The following is a 17549-nucleotide window of genomic DNA, read 5'->3' as shown; positions in this document are numbered from 1 at the left end:
TTGTACAAATCTATTTGGCGGATACGCCACACTGAGGAAACACGGAGTGTTTTCGAGGTTGGCTCTGAACAGTTACCCATAATTTTAAATAAGGAGGAAATGTGATGCGAGGGAGTACAAAGGAGTGCAGTATCAGCAATATTTATAAGCTGGATGGAAGGGTTCCGGTGAGCAAGGCGATTCCGTTCGGACTGCAGCACATTTTGGCAATGTTTGTGTCAAATCTTGCACCGATTACCATTATTGCGGGAGCGGCACAACCGGCATTGAGCCAGGAGCAGATAGCGATGCTTTTACAAAATGCCATGTTTGTAGCAGGTATCGCAACGTTAATTCAGCTATATCCGGTGTGGAGGATTGGTTCCAGGCTCCCGATTGTAATGGGAGTCAGTTTTACATTTGTAACCGTTCTCAGTACGGTTGCGGCAGGCTACGGATACCCGTCAGTGATCGGGGCAGTACTTGTCGGCGGTGTTTTTGAAGGAACATTGGGACTTCTGGCAAAATACTGGAGGAAAATCATTTCGCCGATTGTGTCGGCTACTGTGGTAACAGCCATAGGATATTCCCTGTTTACCGTAGGAACGAGATCCTTCGGAGGCGGTTATGCAGACGATTTTGGATCAATACAGAATCTGATACTGGGTACTGTGACATTAGTAACCTGTTTGCTGTGGAATATATTTGCAAAAGGTTATTTAAAGCAGTTATCGGTGCTTGCAGGGCTTACCGTGGGATATATTCTGGCGATTTTCTTGCATAAAGTTGATTTGAGTCTTATCATGTCCGGGGGATTTATTTCACTTCCGACATTGCTTCCGTTCAAACCGGAATTCCATTTGGGAGCAATTATTTCCGTATGCATCATTTTCCTGGTATCGTCAGCGGAAACGATTGGAGATACATCTGCTATGGTGTCAGGAGGCTTGGATCGTGAGATTGAAGGAAGGGAAATTTCCGGTTCTCTGGCATGTGACGGATATGCCTCTTCCGTTTCGGCGCTCTTTGGATGTCCGCCGGTAACGTCTTTTTCACAGAATGTAGGTCTGATTGCTATGACAAAAGTGGTAAACCGTTTTACGATCATGACCGGGGCGGTTTGCATGATCCTGGCAGGACTTTTGCCGCCGGTAGGTAATTTCTTCGCATCTCTTCCGGACTCGGTTCTTGGAGGATGCACACTGATGATGTTTGGAACCATCATGGTTTCGGGAGTTCAGATGATCGCTAAATGCGGATTTGATCAGAGAAATACCACGATAGCGGCACTTTCACTGGCAATCGGCATAGGATTTACTTCCGCAAGTGAAAATGCAATCTGGAGTGTATTTCCGAAAGTTGTACAGACGGTCTTTGCGGAAAATGTTGTGGCGGTTGTATTTGTGGTCTCTATTATCCTGAGCCTGATTTTGCCGAAAGATATGGATATTAAAAAAGTAGAAGAAAAGAATGTAGATGCGGAATAGGAAACGTATCGTGAGAAAAATGGGGCTGTCATGCGACAGCCCCATTTGTAGAATTTGGAATGAATTATAACTGCGGACCAGCCGGAACAAGAGCTTTTCCTGCATCATTACCTTCGTATTTAGCGAAGTTCTTAATAAATCTTTCAGCAAGATCTTTTGCTTTAGCTTCCCATTCAGCAGCATCAGCGTAAGTATCGCGTGGATCAAGGATACCTGTGTCTACGCCCGGAAGTTCTGTCGGTACTTCGAAGTTGAAGTACGGAATCTTCTTGGTAGGAGCATTCAGGATATCTCCGTTCAGGATTGCATCGATGATACCACGGGTATCGCGGATAGAGATACGTTTACCTGTTCCGTTCCATCCGGTGTTAACCAGGTATGCCTTTGCTCCGCTTACTTCCATCTTCTTAACAAGTTCTTCTGCATATTTTGTCGGATGCAGTTCAAGGAATGCCTGTCCGAAGCATGCTGAGAAGGTTGGAGTCGGTTCTGTGATTCCACGTTCTGTACCTGCAAGTTTTGCTGTGAATCCTGACAGGAAGTAGTACTGTGTCTGCTCTGGAGTCAGAATAGAAACCGGAGGAAGAACACCGAATGCATCTGCTGACAGGAAGATTACATTCTTGGCTGCAGGAGCGGAAGAAACCGGACGAACGATATTTTCAATGTGGTTGATCGGATAAGATACACGAGTATTTTCTGTTACGCTCTTATCGTTGAAATCGATCTTTCCTTCTGCGTCTAATGTAACGTTCTCAAGAAGTGCATCACGTCTGATTGCGTTGTAGATATCCGGCTCGGATTCTTTGTCAAGGTTGATAACCTTAGCGTAGCATCCGCCTTCAAAGTTAAATACGCCATTGTCATCCCAGCCGTGTTCGTCATCACCGATGAGGAGACGTTTCGGATCTGTGGAAAGTGTTGTTTTACCTGTTCCGGAAAGACCGAAGAAGATAGCTGTGTTCTCACCGTTCATATCTGTGTTTGCGGAGCAGTGCATAGAAGCGATGCCCTTCAGCGGCAGATAGTAGTTCATCATAGAGAACATACCTTTCTTCATCTCTCCGCCGTACCATGTATTAATGATAACCTGCTCGCGGCTTGTAATGTTAAATACAACAGCGGTCTCAGAATTCAGGCCTAATTCTTTATAATTTTCAACTTTTGCCTTAGAAGCGTTGTATACAACGAAGTCTGGCTCAAAATCTTTCAGTTCTTCTTCTGTAGGCCGGATGAACATGTTCTTAACAAAATGAGCCTGCCATGCAACTTCCATAATGAAACGGATAGCCATGCGAGTGTCCTTGTTAGCGCCGCAGAATGCATCTACAACAAAAAGTCTCTTATCAGAAAGTTCTTTGATTGCGATATCCTTAACTGCGTTCCATGTTTCTTCGGTTGCAGGGTGGTTATCATTCTTATATTCATCACTTGTCCACCATACAGTGTCTTTGGAATTCTCATCTACTACGATAAATTTGTCTTTAGGAGAACGTCCGGTATAAACACCTGTCATTACATTGACTGCACCAAGTTCGCTTTCCTGTCCTTTTTCAAATCCTTCAAGTTCCGGTTTGGTCTCTTCTTCGAATAACATCTCATAAGAAGGATTGTACACGATTTCTGTAGTTCCGGTAATTCCGTACTTGCTTAAATTGATTTCTGCCATTTCGTTTAACCTCTTTTCTAGTAATAATATACCTACCTTAATAAATGTAGGGGTTTACGAGATTCAATAAAAGAAGTGGAAAATCCAACTTCTTTCCTTATAATTATACATAAATATCGAAAAAAATCAATGGCAGATGTATGATTTTATATGTTGTAAGTAATTGGCTTTTCCTTTACTGATTTAAGAGGAAATGGTACAATAACAATATATGTGTCGATATGAAGAAGTCGGGGAGACCTGACTTATCGGCACAGAAAGAGGTGTTTACAGAAGAAATGACAAAGAAACAGTTAACATTAGAAGTAATAGAGCGTTTGAAGAAGGAATATCCGGAGGCAGGATGCACGTTGGATTACGATGAGGCCTGGAAACTTCTGGTCAGTGTGCGTCTTGCGGCGCAGTGTACGGATGCCCGGGTAAATGTGGTCGTAGAAGGGCTGTATAAAAAGTACCCGACTGTGGAAGCACTTGCGGAAGCGGATGTGGATGATATTGAAGCCATTGTCCGGCCATGCGGTCTGGGACGGAGCAAGGCGAGGGATATCAGTGCATGCATGAAAATGCTGAGAGACGAGTATGACGGAAAGATTCCGAAGGACTTTGATAAGATATTGAAGCTGCCGGGAGTGGGCAGAAAGAGTGCCAATCTGATCATGGGGGATGTGTTTGGTGAGCCTGCGATCGTGACGGATACACATTGTATTCGTCTGGTGAACAGAATCGGTCTGGTTGACGGAATAAAGGAGCCGAAGAAAGTAGAAATGGCGCTCTGGAAGCTTGTTCCGCCGGAAGAAGGAAGCGATTTCTGTCACCGGCTTGTGTTTCATGGACGGGATGTCTGTACAGCACGTACGAAACCGTATTGTGACAGATGTTGCCTGAATGATATTTGTAAAAAGGCTGGCGTATAGAATGAAGGCGGAAGTTAAAGAACTGACCGGCCTGCTTCGGATCGTACCGCAGAAGCATCGCATGATCACTGTTGTTGGGGCAGGCGGGAAAACTACATTGATCTATCTTCTTGCCAGAGAACTGACCGATGCGGGATACAAAGTGGCTGTTACGACGACCACGCATATGCAGGCGGAGGGGAGATACGGTTTTCGTCCGCTTGGAATTCCGTGTGAAGACGGAAAGATCAAAGGAATATCGGAAGAATTCCCGGGAGAATTGCTGAAAGAATATGACATTGTCCTGGTGGAGGGAGATGGCAGCAGACAGCTGCCGATGAAATTTCCGGCAGATCATGAGCCGGTTATTCCGGCAAAGACGGATATGGTGATCGGTGTGGCAGGGGCAGGAGCGATCGGCAGAACGTTCAGAGAGGCGTGCCACAGATACCATATTGCGTGCGCATATTTTCGTTGTGAACCGGATGAACAGATTAAAGTAGTACATATGGCCGAGGCGCTGACCAGCAGGGACGGACAAAAGAAGAATGTGGTTTGCGAATATCGATATTTGATCAATCAGATAGACAGGCTGGAAGACGATACAAGAAAAGAACTGAGAGAGGTCATGCAAAAGCGTGAAGAATGTGGCGGTATGGTTTCGCTGCATCAAATAGAGGAGAAATACCTATAGACGGAGGGAATTGGAACATGTTGAAAATCAAAGAGTATGTGAGGGCGGAAAGTCTGGAGCAGGCTTACCAGCTCAACCAGAAAAAGACGAACCGGATCATCGGGGGAATGCTCTGGATGAAGATGAGCGATGCAAGGATTCAGACAGCGATTGACTTATCGGCACTGGGGCTGGATCAGATTGAAGAAAATGAGGTAGAATATCGGATCGGATGTATGGTTACACTGCGTCAGCTTGAACTCCATGAAGGACTCAATGAATGGAGTCATGGAATTGTCAGAGAGAGCGTGAAACCGATCGTAGGTGTACAGTTCCGGAATCTGGCGACTGTAGGGGGAAGCATTTTCGGAAGATTTGGATTTTCCGATGTACTGACTTGTTTTCTGGCTCTGGATACCTATGTTGAATTGTATAAAGGCGGAGTGATTCCGCTCGAAGAATTTGCGGAGATGGAGAAGGATAACAACATTCTGGTGCGGCTGATCGTGAAAAAGAAGCCGGGACTTCACGCCTATCTTTCACACAGAAACGTAAAGACGGATTTTCCGGTACTGGCAGTTGCTGTTTCTGCGGATGATCGCGGGGCAAGAGCGGTCGTGGGAGCAAGACCGTCAAAAGCAATCTGCGTTCCGTTAAAAGAAGAATGGAAAAAGGCGATTGAAGAGGGAAGATGCACAGAATTGGAGGCGGAGCAGATGGCGAAAGAATTGGCAGAACAGATTCCTACAGGAAGTAATATGCGTGCCAGTGCCGAGTACCGGAGCCATTTGGCAGGTGTGCTCCTGAAACGGGCAATCCTGGCACTTCTGGAAGAAAGGGGGGCGGCAAAATGCAGATTAGTGTGATGCTGAATGGGAAAAAAGTGACAGAAGAAATCAAACCGGATCTGCTTTTGATCGATTTTGTGAGAAATCATGGATGTTATAGTGTGAAACGGGGATGTGAGACTTCCAATTGCGGTCTTTGCACCGTATTTCTGGATGAAAAGCCGGTGCTTTCCTGTTCCGTACTTGCAGCAAGAGCGGACGGACATGCAGTGCAGACTCTGGAAGGACTGCAGGAGGAAGCTGCTGAATTCGGAGCATTTATCGCAGATCAGGGGGCAGAGCAGTGTGGATTCTGCAATCCGGGAATGATCATGAATGCGATTGCGCTGTTCCGGGAAAATCCGGATCCGACGGATGATGAGATTCGGGAATATCTGGCAGGGAACCTGTGCCGCTGTTCCGGATATGAGGGGCAGCTCAGAGGAATCCGTGCATTTATAGAATACAAGAAACAGGGAGGTGCCGTATGCAGGTAGTAGGTCAGCCGATCAGAAAAAAAGATGCCATGGCGCTGGTTCAGGGGAAACCGGTATTTACCGATGATCTGGCACCGAAGGACTGTTTGGTTGTAAAGGTGCTCAGAAGTCCCCACGCGAACGCGATGGTAAAGAATATAAAAACAGATATTGCAAAGCGGGTTCCGGGAATCGAAGATATTTATACATGGGAAGATGTGCCGCAGCAGAGATTTACAATGGCTGGACAGACCTATCCGGAACCCAGCCCTTATGACCGCCTGATTCTTGACAGACATGTGCGGTATGTGGGCGACCCGGTGGCGATCGTTGCCGGAGCGAATGAGGAGTGTGTGGAACAGGCACTCAGAATGATTAAAGTGGAATATGAAGTACTGCCGGCGATTCTGGATTTCCGTAAGGCAAAGGACAATGAACTTCTGGTGCATCCGGAGGATACCTGGAAATCCTTGTGCCCGGTCGGTGCGGATAATAAGAGAAATCTCTGCGCATGTGAAAGCAGCGATCACGGAGATGTTGATCAGGTGCTTGCTGATTGCGATGTTGTGGTGGAAGAGAACTATCATACTCTGGCGAATCAGCAGGCAATGATGGAAACATTTCGGACGGTATGCTATATGGATACATACGGAAGATTGAATGTGCTCAGTTCTACCCAGATCGTATTCCATGCGCGCAGAATTCTTTCCAATGCGCTGGGAATACCGAAATCAAAGATTCGTGTGATGAAGCCAAGAATCGGTGGCGGATTCGGAGCAAAACAGACGGTAGTAGCGGAGATTTTCCCTGCATTTGTTACCTGGAAGACCGGGAAGGCATCCAAGATGATTTTTACCCGGGAAGAATCACAGACGGCATCCTCTCCGAGACATGAGATGGAAGTTTCTGTGAAAATCGGGGCAGACAAAGACGGAAGAATTCGGGCGATTGATGTATATACGTTATCCAATACGGGGGCTTACGGAGAACATGGCCCTACGACCGTAGGACTGTCCGGCCATAAATCCATTCCATTATACGGTTCTCTTGAGGCACATCGTTTCGCCTATGATGTTGTATATACGAATACCATGTCAGCGGGAGCATACCGTGGATATGGAGCGACTCAGGGTATTTTTGCTGTAGAGAGTGCAGTCAATGAACTGGCGGGAAGACTGGGGATGGATCCGGTCGAGCTTCGCCTGAAAAATATGGTCCGTGAAGGTCAGACGATGCCGGCATATTACGGCGAGACGGCAAAGAGCTGTGCACTGGACCGGTGCCTTTTGAGAGCCAAAGAGATGATCGGATGGAATGAAAAATTCCCATGCCGTGATATGGGAAACGGCAAAGTGCGAAGTGTCGGTGTCAGTATGGCGATGCAGGGGTCCGGTATTTCGGGTGTTGATGTCGGTTCTGCAACGATTAAACTGAATGAGGACGGAATCTATACACTGATGATCGGTGCGGCAGACATGGGAACAGGTTGCGATACGATCCTGGCCCAGATGGCAGCAGAATGCCTGGATTGTCAGATGGAAAATATCATCGTATCGGGAGCAGATACCGATACTTCTCCGTATGATTCCGGATCCTATGCGTCCAGTACGACATATGTTACAGGAAAAGCGGTGGAGAAGGCATGTGAAAAGCTGCAGATAAAGATCTGTGAACGGGCAGCCGAGATGCTGTCCTGTACCGTGGATAAGATTGAATTTGACGGTCATCGTGCAAAGAATCTGGAAAATGGAGAAACCGTAACTCTGCAGGAGATCGGCATATCATCCATGTGCGGCAATGAATGTGCACTTCAGGTGACAGAGACGCACAGTTCACCGTTCTCACCGCCTCCATTTATGGCCGGTATGGTGGAAATCGAACTGGATAAAGAGACCGGGCATGTGGAAATTCTGGACTACGTGGCTGTTGTGGACTGCGGAACCGTGATCAATCCGAATCTTGCCCGCGTGCAGACAGAGGGCGGAATCGTGCAGGGAATCGGAATGGCATTGTATGAAAACATACAGTATTCCGATAAAGGGCAGATGTTGAACCAGTCCTTTATGCAGTATAAATTGCCAACCAGGCTCGATATGGGAAAACTCCGGGTGGAATTTGAGGAGAGCCATGAGCCGACGGGTCCGTTTGGCGCAAAATCCATCGGGGAAATTGTGATCAATACACCCGCTCCGGCACTTGCACATGCAATTGCGAATGCGACCGGCATCTGGTTCCGTGAACTGCCGATCACAAGCGAGAAGATCGCGATGGGAATTATGAAACAATGAAAGTTGCTTTAATTTATCTGGCGGCCGGCAACAGCCGCCGGTTTGGCAAAGGGAATAAGCTCCTGTGGCCGATCGAAGGAAAGCGAATGTATCTGCATTTGCTGGAGCGGTTGAAGAGGATTGAAAATAGACATTCAGAGTGGGAATTACTGGTCGTTACCCAGTATCCGGAAATCATAGAAGAGGCCGGGAAATCCGGAGTAAAGACTGTGTTTTCGCCTGAGAGTTTCAAAGGTGCATCGTGGACGGTGAAAAAAGCGCTGGAAGCGGCCGGTGCGATGGATGCATATGTATTTTTTGTAGCAGATCAGCCGTATTTATCAGAGAAAACGGCGGAAGAATTCCTTGAATATATGGAAAAATCCGGAGAGGAAGGACTGGGCTGCGTCTGCTGTGAAGAGAGGACAGGGAACCCGGTCTGGTTTGCACAGAAATATGTTTCAGAGCTACTTGAACTGGAAGGTGATAGTGGCGGCAAAAAGGTACTGAAGAAGCACTGGGATGATGCTGTTTTCTTTCAGATTTCCAATGAACGGGAACTGGAAGATGTAGATATATGGGATAGTGAATTAAATCAAAATGCAGCAATAAACAGCTTGCAATTATTGTGAAAACTAAGTACAATGATTTTACAAGTGTACAATTGATACACCGGCAGCAAGCGGAGGTCAGGAAAGATGAGATTATTAAAGGACAGAATACGGAAAGACGGGAAAATTAAAGAGGGAAACGTCTTAAAAGTGGATAGCTTTCTGAATCACCAGATGGATGTACAGCTTTTCCACGAAATCGGCAAAGAATTCAAGCGCCGTTTCGAAGGGGAAGAGATTAATAAAATTCTGACGATTGAAGCTTCAGGTATTGGAATTGCCTGTGTTGTGGCAGAAGTATTTCAGGTACCGGTCGTATTTGCGAAGAAGACACAGACGAAGAACATTGCAGGAGACGTCTATACAACGAAAGTTGAATCATTTACCCACGGACGGGTCTATGACATTATTGTGGCAAAGGAATTTCTCGGAGAAGGAGACAAAGTACTTGTCATTGATGATTTCCTTGCAAACGGCAAAGCGCTGGAAGGACTGACCCAATTGATCGAAGATTCCGGGGCAACTTTAGTCGGAGCCGGTATCGTGATTGAAAAGGGATTCCAGGCAGGCGGAGATCTGATCCGTTCGAAGGGAATTCATCTGGAATCACTGGCCATTGTCGAGAGTATGGATGAAAAAACGGGAGAGATCGTATTTAGAGAATAAGGAGCGGCTGTAAGGTCGATGTTTGATAACTCGCTGAAAAAAGATGTATCGTTTGGAAAAATGATACATCTTTTTTTGCTGTCAGGCATACGGAAAAAAGATCCACGAATTTTTTAACTACATATGCAACCTGGGAGATGCAAATGACGCTATTAGAAATGAAAGGTCAGAATGATAAATCAGTCGAAAAAGACAGGGGGGAGAGCCATGCTGGATGGAGAGATTATCGATTTATATTTAAAACGGGAGCCGGATGCGATCAGACATACCAGTGAGAAATATGGATCCAGACTTCTGGTATTGTCCAATCGTCTTCTGCAGGATATGGAGACCGCGAAGGAATGTGAGAATGACACATATCTTCAGGCGTGGGAACGGATACCGCCAAATGAGCCGCGGGAGTATTTCTTTGCATTTCTGGCGAAGATCATCCGACATCTTTCGCTGGATGTCTGCCGGAAAAAGAACCGTCAAAAACGGAACGCGGTTATCGTGGAGCTTTCCGGCGAACTGGAGCAGTGCATTCCGGACAGGAAGCGTAACATGCAGACTGTGATTGACGGAAATGAATTTGGGAGAGTTGTCAGTGAATTTCTCCGAAGCCTTCCGGCACAGCAACGGAAGATGTTCGTACGGCGTTACTGGTATGCGGATTCTGTGGCGCAAATTGCGGAGGAATTTGCCTGCCCGGAAAACACGGTCAAATCCATATTGTTCCGTGTGAGAGGTAAAATGAAACAGTTTCTGGAAAAGGAGGGGTATGAGGTATGAAAGGCGAAGAACTGCTGGATCTGCTGGGATATTTAGATGAGGATCTTATTATGGAAAGTGCGGGATTCGGTGAAACGGGCAGAAAGAGCCGAAGGAGAATGAAGCCGAAGAAGCTGATGATCGTTCTACTGGCGGCTACGCTGGTTCTGGCACTGGGAGTTATGGCTGTGTCTGCGGCGGTACGGCACGCCCGGGACCGGGCAATCCTGGATTTTATGGGAATCCGCGATGCGGATACCACGCAGCTTGAGGACGGAACCGTTCTGATCGGAGAATCGGACACCTGCAGTGGCAGGGATCTGCTCACCGGGGAGCAAAAAGAGATTACATTTACCGCGTCGTCTTCGATCGGAGATAAGAACGCGGCTTATATACGGATCGATACGGACTACGAAGTCCCGGAAGATTTTGACCCGGAAACAGATTATTTTATGGCGGAGGATTTTGATCTGGAAGTCACAACAAATTATTTCCAGGGAGCTTTGGACCGCAGTTCTGTTCTGCAGTCCCAGGTGGAGGATGGGAAACTGCTTTTTCTGTTGGAAATTTCAGGTACGAAGAATATCGACAGAAGTAAAGTGGCCCTTACTTTTGAGAATCTCTATTATTATCATGATTTGGGAATGGGAGAAAATGACGATGCACCCCCAAAAGAGCTGGTATTTAGTGGTTGTTGGGATCTGGAGTGGAAATTTGATTATCGGACAGTGATAAAAAAGGCAAAAATGCACGAGAAGGTGCAGGTGGGTGAGGCGGCAGGTTATCTCACAACCGTTGAAATCACGCCGCTCGGAATTCGAATCGAGGGAAGCATTGCATCCGATAGTTGGGATGTGCCAACCGGGAATCTGGAAGCAATGAAAATCGAAAAAATTACGATGAAAGACGGAAGAACGATCGCAATTACAGAAACAGATTCATGGGGAGCTTCAAGAGGAACAGCCGGATATAAGTTCAGGGGATATTACGGAGTCGGCGTTCTGGGAGAACCGCTGAATCCGGATGAAGTGGAAAGTATTACGACGGATGGCAAAGAAATCAAAATATAATCATAAATTCTGCACCCGATGCACAGATTTGTGTGTATACCTGATGAAAAACGGAGTTCGCCTGACTAATATTAGGCTATAGAATTAGAAAAAGCGGAGGGGAGGTGACAAGATGGAGGAACAATTACTTTTGGACAGAATGCGGCAAAGAGATGAAACGGCACTGGAGGAGCTGATGAAAGAATATGAGGCATTTCTGATTCGTGTGGTCTCTCAGATTCTGGTTCCGTATATGACGATGGAAGACGTGCAGGAAGTCGTCAGCGATACATTTTACAGTGTATGGCGACGGGCAGACGCACTCGATCTGACGAAAGGAACGCTTCGTGCCTATCTTGCTGCCTCGGCCCGGAACGGGGCGAAGAATAAATTTCGCGGATTCCGGGGAGAACTGCCGCTGCAGGAATATGACATGGTGGAGACGGAAAGTCTGTTTGACAGGATGGAGCAAAAAGAGAAGAGTAGGATCATAGGGGAAATTCTGAGCGAAATGAAGGAGAAAGAACGGGAAATTTTGATCCGATATTATTATTTTTATGAGAATACCACCACGATTGCCGTTAAAATGAATCTTCGTGTCAACACGGTCAAATCTCTTCTCAGGCGAGGCCGGAAAAAGATGGAAAAGCGTCTCAGGGAAAGGGGGATCTGCAGATGAGACAAAGTATCAGTGATTTAATGGGAAATGTTCCTGTGGAATATGTGGATGAACTGCTGGGGAAGGAGGAAAACGTCAGGAAGGTTGCTGAAAAAGGGATGAAAAGCGAAAATTGCAGGAGCAGATGGCTCCTTACAATTCCGAGATGGGCTGTGGCGGCAGTCATTCTTCTGGTCTGCGTGAGTATCGGCGGGATGGGATATGCTGCGCTAGGTTCCTTTCAGGCAATCAGGCAGTATGGAAATCCGAATTCCGGGACAACAACAGAAGAACAATTGACCTCAGAATGGTTTATGGCAGAGAATGAAGATTATCTGGTAAGAGCAGAAGCCGTGTTGGTGGATCAGGAAAAGACGCTTCTGGTCTCGGTTCAGGCGAAAGGAGTAGAAGCCTGGAAGAAAATGACAGAAAATTCTATCTGCCCGCAGTTTATCGGGGAATCCTTGAAGGGAGGATATTTTCAGCCTGTGGACAATCTGTCTGCAGAAGGTGAGCTTGTCACAGAGAATGGAGAGGAAAACGACAATAACCGGTGGAAAAAATATTTCTCATGGACACTGGAATCGGATGTAAATACCGGAAGAATTCTTTTTGATCAGAGCGGAACTGCATATTTTCAAGATGTGGAGCAGACCAATCAGGCAGAACTTACTATGACGATCCCACTCACTACAGAACTGAAAAAAGGAATCATTATTTATCCCGGAAAAATCAGAGTTTCTGCTGAGGAGGACTCGGGAGAGAGAAGGCTGGTACAGATCGAAATCGGCGAAGACGGAATTTGGTTTCAGGAGATCGGGGATGAAGGAGTAATAACGAAAGAGCGCTTCCCAGAGATCATTGCAGTCATGAAAGATGGAAAAACGATTTGTCTTTATCTGGATAACAGGGAGCAGATCAGTATGAAAGTTGACGAGATGATGCGAAGCGACTGGCTGGAATCGGGAAAAACGGGAAGCAGCAGTGAGGATGGAAGGATTGTAGAAACGGGGAGAAAAATTCAATTTGTAAATGCGTTGGAAATTGAGGAGGTAGAGGCAGTACTGGTAGACGGGCAGAGATATGATTTGCATTAGAATTTTGATTAGAGATTCATAAAGAGGCCATTCTTTTCTTATTTGCAGAACTATGTTATAATACTTTGCGAATGTATGGCAAATGAAGGAGAGAGGAAACTACATGAAAAAAATTCTGATGCTGGGGACCGGAGGAACACTGGCCTCGTCTCATGGGGAAAAGGGACTGACGCCGGAACTTCACGGTAATGAAATATTGAATAAAATTGCAGGGCTGACAGATGGCTTTGAAGTGGAAAACGAAGAACTTTTTATGCTGGACAGTTCTAATATGCAGCCGGAGGAATGGAGCAGGATTGCACAATGTGTGTATGAACGCCGCAGAAAGTATGACGGGATTGTGATCATTCACGGCACGGATACACTGGCATATACGGCAAGTGCCCTGTCTTTTGCTCTGCAGAATGTGGAGATCCCGGTGGTCTTAACGGGAAGTCAGGTTTCCATCGAGAATCCGATCGCAGACGCGACAGAGAACTGCAGGGCTGCACTTCATATGGCGGCAAGCGGTACACCGGGAGTATATGTGGCATTCAACCGTAAGATCATTATGGGAACAAGGGCAAGTAAGGTCCGGACACGTAGTTTTGATGCATTTGAAAGCATCGATTACCCGTATGCGGCACGGATCAACAGTAGTGGACTGATGGTCAATCCGTCGATTGTGAGACGTACCGGCGCACCATGTATTCTTCAGAATAAATTCTGTACGGATGTCTTTTTGCTGAAACTGTTTCCGGGAATTTCACCGAATATCTTTGACAAGCTGAAAGAAATGGGGATCCGTGGCGTGTATATTGAGGCATTTGGCATCGGCGGACTGCCGTTCTGGAAGCGGAATATGACGGAAGCAGTCGGAAAAGCTGTGGAAGACGGAATGGTGGTCGCAGTCGGCAGCCAGTGTATGTATGAAGGCAGCGACTTTAAAGTGTATGAAGTGGGAAGACAAGTGCTCGACTGCGGCGCGATCGAGACCGGGAATATGACTTCGGAAGCTGCGGTGACGAAGCTGATGTGGGCGCTCGGCCAGTTCGATGATCCGGAGCAGATCCGCTGGATCATGCAGACGAATCTGCTTGGGGAGATAGGAAGCATGGTGGACTGGAATGCGAATTAGGTGACGAGAGACGGGTACATAGACACGAATAGGTCTATGTACCCGTCCCCCAGTCACCCTTATCCGACAGCCCCTTATCTTGCCATAAATGCCTCGATTTCTTCGACTGTTTTCGGAATTCCATCTGACATCACTTCGCAGCCGTCTTTGGTTACAACGAGTGTATCCTCGATCCGAATACCCAGATTCAGGTCGTCAAAGTATAATCCAGGCTCCAATGTAAATACCATATCTTCTTCCAGCAGTTCATTATCATTTCCGACATCGTGGGTATAAAGCCCGATATAGTGACCGGAACCATGGAAATAGTATTTGGAGATTTCTTCCGGTTTTTCAATCATTCCAAGTTTTATTAGTTCTTCTGCCATAACGTTTTTGCTGATTTCCTGCAATTCACTCTTTTTCTGACCGGGTTTTGTGGCATCAAGAGCTGCGTTCAGACCCTTCAGAACAACGTTGTAGAGATCTTTCTGCTGCTGGGTGAATTTGCCATTTACCGGGAAAGTACGGCTTACATCAGAAGCGTAGTATCCCCATTCGGCACCCAGGTCGAACAATATCATATCCCCGTCTTTCATCTGACGGTCATTTTGTTCATAGTGCATACAGCAGGCATTTTTGCCGGAAGCAGCGATGGTGGTAAATGCATGGCGTGCATGGTTGGATTTCAGTATGAAATCAAAATAGGCTTCTATCTCATATTCATACATACCGGGACGAAGATTTTTTAACATGTTATTTACGCCTTTTGTGGTGATATCACATGCTTTCCAGTGAAGCTGGATTTCTTCCTTTGTCTTAACCTGACGTATCAGAGAAAGTGCATGGAAGGTATTGTGCAGCGTAAGAGTCGGGTCATAGTCCAGGATCCTTTTCGCAAATGCCTGTGCCGGTGTTGTTTCATTGGGGCCACCCCAGTTCGCAATATCTACATATACATGTTGGATTCGGTCGGGGCTCCGGAACAGAGGAATGGAAGACTCGAAACGTTCCAGATATTCCACAGTTTCAATACCGGTTTCCTCCTTCACACTTTCTTTTGTGTAGAAAACACCCATCCATCTTCTGGCAGTTTCATCCGGGTGGTCGATGAATAGTGTCTCATGGATCTGATTATGGATTTTCGTTATCATAAGAATCGCCTTCGGCTGATCAAAACCTGTCAGATAGTAGAAGTTTGCGTTCGGAGTGAAGGGATATTCAAGATCCCCCCGATCCATGATGAGGTCACCAGCGAATAAAAATCCCATAGAATTATCTTTTAGTAAATCGCCGTATTTTTGTCTTCTGGATGCATGAAATTCTTTGTTAATCATTGTTGTGTCCTCCTGATATTAGTTATTAACAAGCTGCAGATCATAAAGCTTCCGATAAAGTCCGTTTTTATGCAGAAGCTCCTGATGAGAGCCTTGTTCGCGGATTTCTCCATGATGCATAACGATGATCTTGTCTGCATGCTGGATGGTGGAGAGACGATGGGCCACCATGATGGTAGTGCGGCCTTCCATGAGGCGCTCTAACGCTTTGGTGATCAGGCTTTCCGTCTCAGTATCTATGTTGGCAGTCGCCTCGTCCATAACCAGGATGGTCGGATCATAAGCGAGTGTGCGTGCAAAGGAAAGAAGCTGCCGCTGCCCGGCCGAGAGCGTGCTTCCGCGCTCGGTAACCGGTTCGTCATAGCCGCCGGGGAGTTTCTGGATAAAGGAATCTGCACCGACGGTTTGAGCGGCTGTCTGAATCTGTTCAAGAGAGATTTCTCCATTATTTAGAGAAATATTGTTTTTGATATCTCCTGTGAAAATAAACACATCCTGCTGCACCTGCCCGATGGCTCTGCGAAGTACATCCGTGTCGATATCGCGGATGTTCACGCCATCAATCAGAATTTCTCCTTTCTGAATATCGAAATAACGTCCAATCAGATTGAGAATGGAGCTTTTCCCGGCACCTGTGGCACCGACAAAGGCAATCTTCTGTCCGGGTTCGATGACGAAGCTGACATCTTTGAGCACATAGTCATCTTTCTCATATGCGAACCACACATGACGGAATTCGATACGGCCCTTGATTTGAACCGGAACAGGAGAGGCAGGGCTTGTAATCTCAGGCTTTACATCCAGTACTGAAAATATTTTCTCAGCGGAAGCAAGAGAGGACTGAAGAGTACCGAACTGCTCAGCCAGATCCTGAATTGGTTCAAAGAAGGAACTGATATAGCTGATAAAAATAAAAAGTGTACCCAGCGAGAGTGTACCCTGAAGCACCCAGTAGCTGCCTCCTCCGATCACGATGACCATGGCAAGGATGGAAGTCAGATAGATGGCGGGTCGGAAAATTGCGAAAATCATGACTTCACGCCAGTTTGCCTCAAATAATTCCTGGGATTTTCCCTTGAACTGTTTGTATTTAGCTTCCTCTCGCGCAAAAATCTGTATCAGACGCATGCCGGAAATATGTTCCGAGAGGAATGTGTTCAGGTCGGTAATCTTCGTGCGGGTGATCTGGTAAGCTTTCCTTGAAAGAATCTGGAAAAGGAAAGTGAGAAATGTCACTACCGGAAGGAGGAGAAAAGACAGACCAGCCATCCGGACATCGATGGAAATCATCACCACTGCATATCCCACGATCTTTACAGTATTCTTAAATAGTTTTACCAGTATTGAGGAGAATAGTTCGTTAATGGCTTCGGTATCATTCGATACTCTTGTTACCAGTTTCCCGACAGGAGTCGAATTAAAAAAGGTCAGTGAAAGACTATGTATATGGGTAAATACTTCTTCACGCATCTGATAGACGATCTTCTGTCCCATTTTCTGAAGCATCCAGGTATCCATGTAGTTCAGTATAAAGCCGATCAACAGCATGAGTAAATACAGGAGAGCAGCACGCAGAATACCGACAAAGTCATAAGTACGCAGTTCCTTCAGCTCCTCCCGGCCAAGTAGGGGAGCGCCGTTCTGGACATAGTTTTCCAGATATTCATTATCTGCGTCTCGAAGACGGGTGCATTCAGACGGAGTGATGCTTTCTGCCATGTAGTAGGAATCATGATACAGGAAAATCTGGTAGCATTCGGTGCTTTCCGGCAGGAGAGAGAGCTCTTCGTCGGTTTTGCGTGTCAAATCCAGACCGTTCCAGGTAATTACTTCGCGGTCATCTTCATTTGCCAGCACATATGGGCGGTAATAGCCATTGATAAAATTGTCGATCGCATCACCGATGATGATCGGTCTGTAGAGCTCCACGACAATAATGAACAGAACAAGAACCGTGGCCGCGGTCATGACAAATTTGTGAGGCTTAAGATAAGATAAAAGTCGCTTCATTCTG

Annotated in this window: 16 protein-coding genes; 13 read left to right on the top strand and 3 right to left on the bottom strand. The window is 46.4% G+C overall.

All coding sequences use genetic code 11. From position 1 onward, the window contains the following. Nucleotides 1–104 precede the first annotated feature (104 nt). Nucleotides 105–1466, top strand: a complete 1362-nt coding sequence (locus ACTNBR_RS12050) for a uracil-xanthine permease family protein (RefSeq protein WP_441018013.1) — start codon at nucleotides 105–107, stop codon at nucleotides 1464–1466. Nucleotides 1467–1530: 64 nt separating this feature from the next. Here ACTNBR_RS12050 and pckA read toward each other — a convergent pair whose 3' ends face one another. Beyond that, nucleotides 1531–3135 carry a phosphoenolpyruvate carboxykinase (ATP) gene (pckA, locus tag ACTNBR_RS12045; protein ID WP_427808318.1) on the bottom strand — a complete coding sequence of 535 codons (1605 nt, stop codon included), beginning with the start codon at nucleotides 3133–3135 and terminating at the stop codon, nucleotides 1531–1533. 278 nt (nucleotides 3136–3413) lie between these two features. Between pckA and ACTNBR_RS12040 the strand changes: the two genes are divergently transcribed. The 12 genes from ACTNBR_RS12040 to ACTNBR_RS11985 all read left to right on the top strand — a co-directional run bounded on the left by ACTNBR_RS12040 (nucleotide 3414) and on the right by ACTNBR_RS11985 (nucleotide 14219). After that, on the top strand, nucleotides 3414–4049 hold the full coding sequence (locus ACTNBR_RS12040) for an endonuclease III domain-containing protein (protein WP_427808363.1): 636 nt from the start codon (nucleotides 3414–3416) through the stop codon (nucleotides 4047–4049). 1 nt (nucleotide 4050) lies between these two features. Continuing rightward, nucleotides 4051–4722 (top strand): selenium cofactor biosynthesis protein YqeC, encoded by a 672-nt coding sequence (yqeC, locus tag ACTNBR_RS12035; RefSeq protein ID WP_441018015.1) that lies wholly within the window; start codon nucleotides 4051–4053, stop codon nucleotides 4720–4722. Nucleotides 4723–4739: 17 nt separating this feature from the next. Further along, nucleotides 4740–5567, top strand: a complete 828-nt coding sequence (locus tag ACTNBR_RS12030; RefSeq protein WP_441018017.1) for an FAD binding domain-containing protein — start codon at nucleotides 4740–4742, stop codon at nucleotides 5565–5567. After that, entirely contained in the window at nucleotides 5552–6025 is a 474-nt protein-coding gene (locus tag ACTNBR_RS12025) for a (2Fe-2S)-binding protein (protein ID WP_441018019.1), read from the top strand. Before ACTNBR_RS12030 ends, ACTNBR_RS12025 begins: the two co-directional genes overlap by 16 nt. After that, nucleotides 6016–8292, top strand: coding sequence for a xanthine dehydrogenase family protein molybdopterin-binding subunit (locus ACTNBR_RS12020; protein ID WP_441018021.1), 2277 nt, complete (start codon nucleotides 6016–6018; stop codon nucleotides 8290–8292). Before ACTNBR_RS12025 ends, ACTNBR_RS12020 begins: the two co-directional genes overlap by 10 nt. Beyond that, nucleotides 8289–8903: a nucleotidyltransferase family protein gene (locus ACTNBR_RS12015; protein WP_427808328.1), complete on the top strand. Its 615-nt coding sequence runs from the start codon at nucleotides 8289–8291 to the stop codon at nucleotides 8901–8903. Before ACTNBR_RS12020 ends, ACTNBR_RS12015 begins: the two co-directional genes overlap by 4 nt. A 66-nt stretch (nucleotides 8904–8969) precedes the next feature. Next, nucleotides 8970–9548, top strand: a complete 579-nt coding sequence (locus ACTNBR_RS12010) for a xanthine phosphoribosyltransferase (protein ID WP_427808332.1) — start codon at nucleotides 8970–8972, stop codon at nucleotides 9546–9548. A 207-nt stretch (nucleotides 9549–9755) separates the two neighbouring features. After that, nucleotides 9756–10319: an RNA polymerase sigma factor gene (locus ACTNBR_RS12005; RefSeq protein ID WP_441042709.1), complete on the top strand. Its 564-nt coding sequence runs from the start codon at nucleotides 9756–9758 to the stop codon at nucleotides 10317–10319. Then, nucleotides 10316–11368: a hypothetical protein gene (locus ACTNBR_RS12000; protein WP_427820180.1), complete on the top strand. Its 1053-nt coding sequence runs from the start codon at nucleotides 10316–10318 to the stop codon at nucleotides 11366–11368. Before ACTNBR_RS12005 ends, ACTNBR_RS12000 begins: the two co-directional genes overlap by 4 nt. Nucleotides 11369–11480: 112 nt before the next feature. Continuing rightward, complete coding sequence (locus ACTNBR_RS11995; RefSeq protein ID WP_441018025.1) at nucleotides 11481–12026, top strand: RNA polymerase sigma factor; 546 nt, start codon at nucleotides 11481–11483, stop codon at nucleotides 12024–12026. Beyond that, entirely contained in the window at nucleotides 12023–13102 is a 1080-nt protein-coding gene (locus tag ACTNBR_RS11990; protein WP_441018027.1) for a hypothetical protein, read from the top strand. The genes ACTNBR_RS11995 and ACTNBR_RS11990 overlap by 4 nt, the downstream gene beginning before the upstream one ends. A 103-nt stretch (nucleotides 13103–13205) precedes the next feature. After that, nucleotides 13206–14219 carry an asparaginase gene (locus tag ACTNBR_RS11985; protein WP_441018029.1) on the top strand — a complete coding sequence of 338 codons (1014 nt, stop codon included), beginning with the start codon at nucleotides 13206–13208 and terminating at the stop codon, nucleotides 14217–14219. 74 nt (nucleotides 14220–14293) lie between these two features. Here ACTNBR_RS11985 and ACTNBR_RS11980 read toward each other — a convergent pair whose 3' ends face one another. Next, on the bottom strand, nucleotides 14294–15535 hold the full coding sequence (locus tag ACTNBR_RS11980) for an aminopeptidase P family protein (protein ID WP_441018031.1): 1242 nt from the start codon (nucleotides 15533–15535) through the stop codon (nucleotides 14294–14296). A gap of 18 nt (nucleotides 15536–15553) precedes the next feature. After that, nucleotides 15554–17545, bottom strand: coding sequence for an ABC transporter ATP-binding protein (locus ACTNBR_RS11975; protein WP_441018034.1), 1992 nt, complete (start codon nucleotides 17543–17545; stop codon nucleotides 15554–15556). Nucleotides 17546–17549 lie beyond the last annotated feature (4 nt).

The organism is Bariatricus sp. HCP28S3_F11, assembly GCF_052065395.1.
Classification (GTDB): domain Bacteria; phylum Bacillota; class Clostridia; order Lachnospirales; family Lachnospiraceae; genus Allocoprococcus.
The sequence above is the reverse complement of the archived record's forward strand: the minus strand, read 5'-3'. Positions and strand labels throughout refer to the sequence as shown.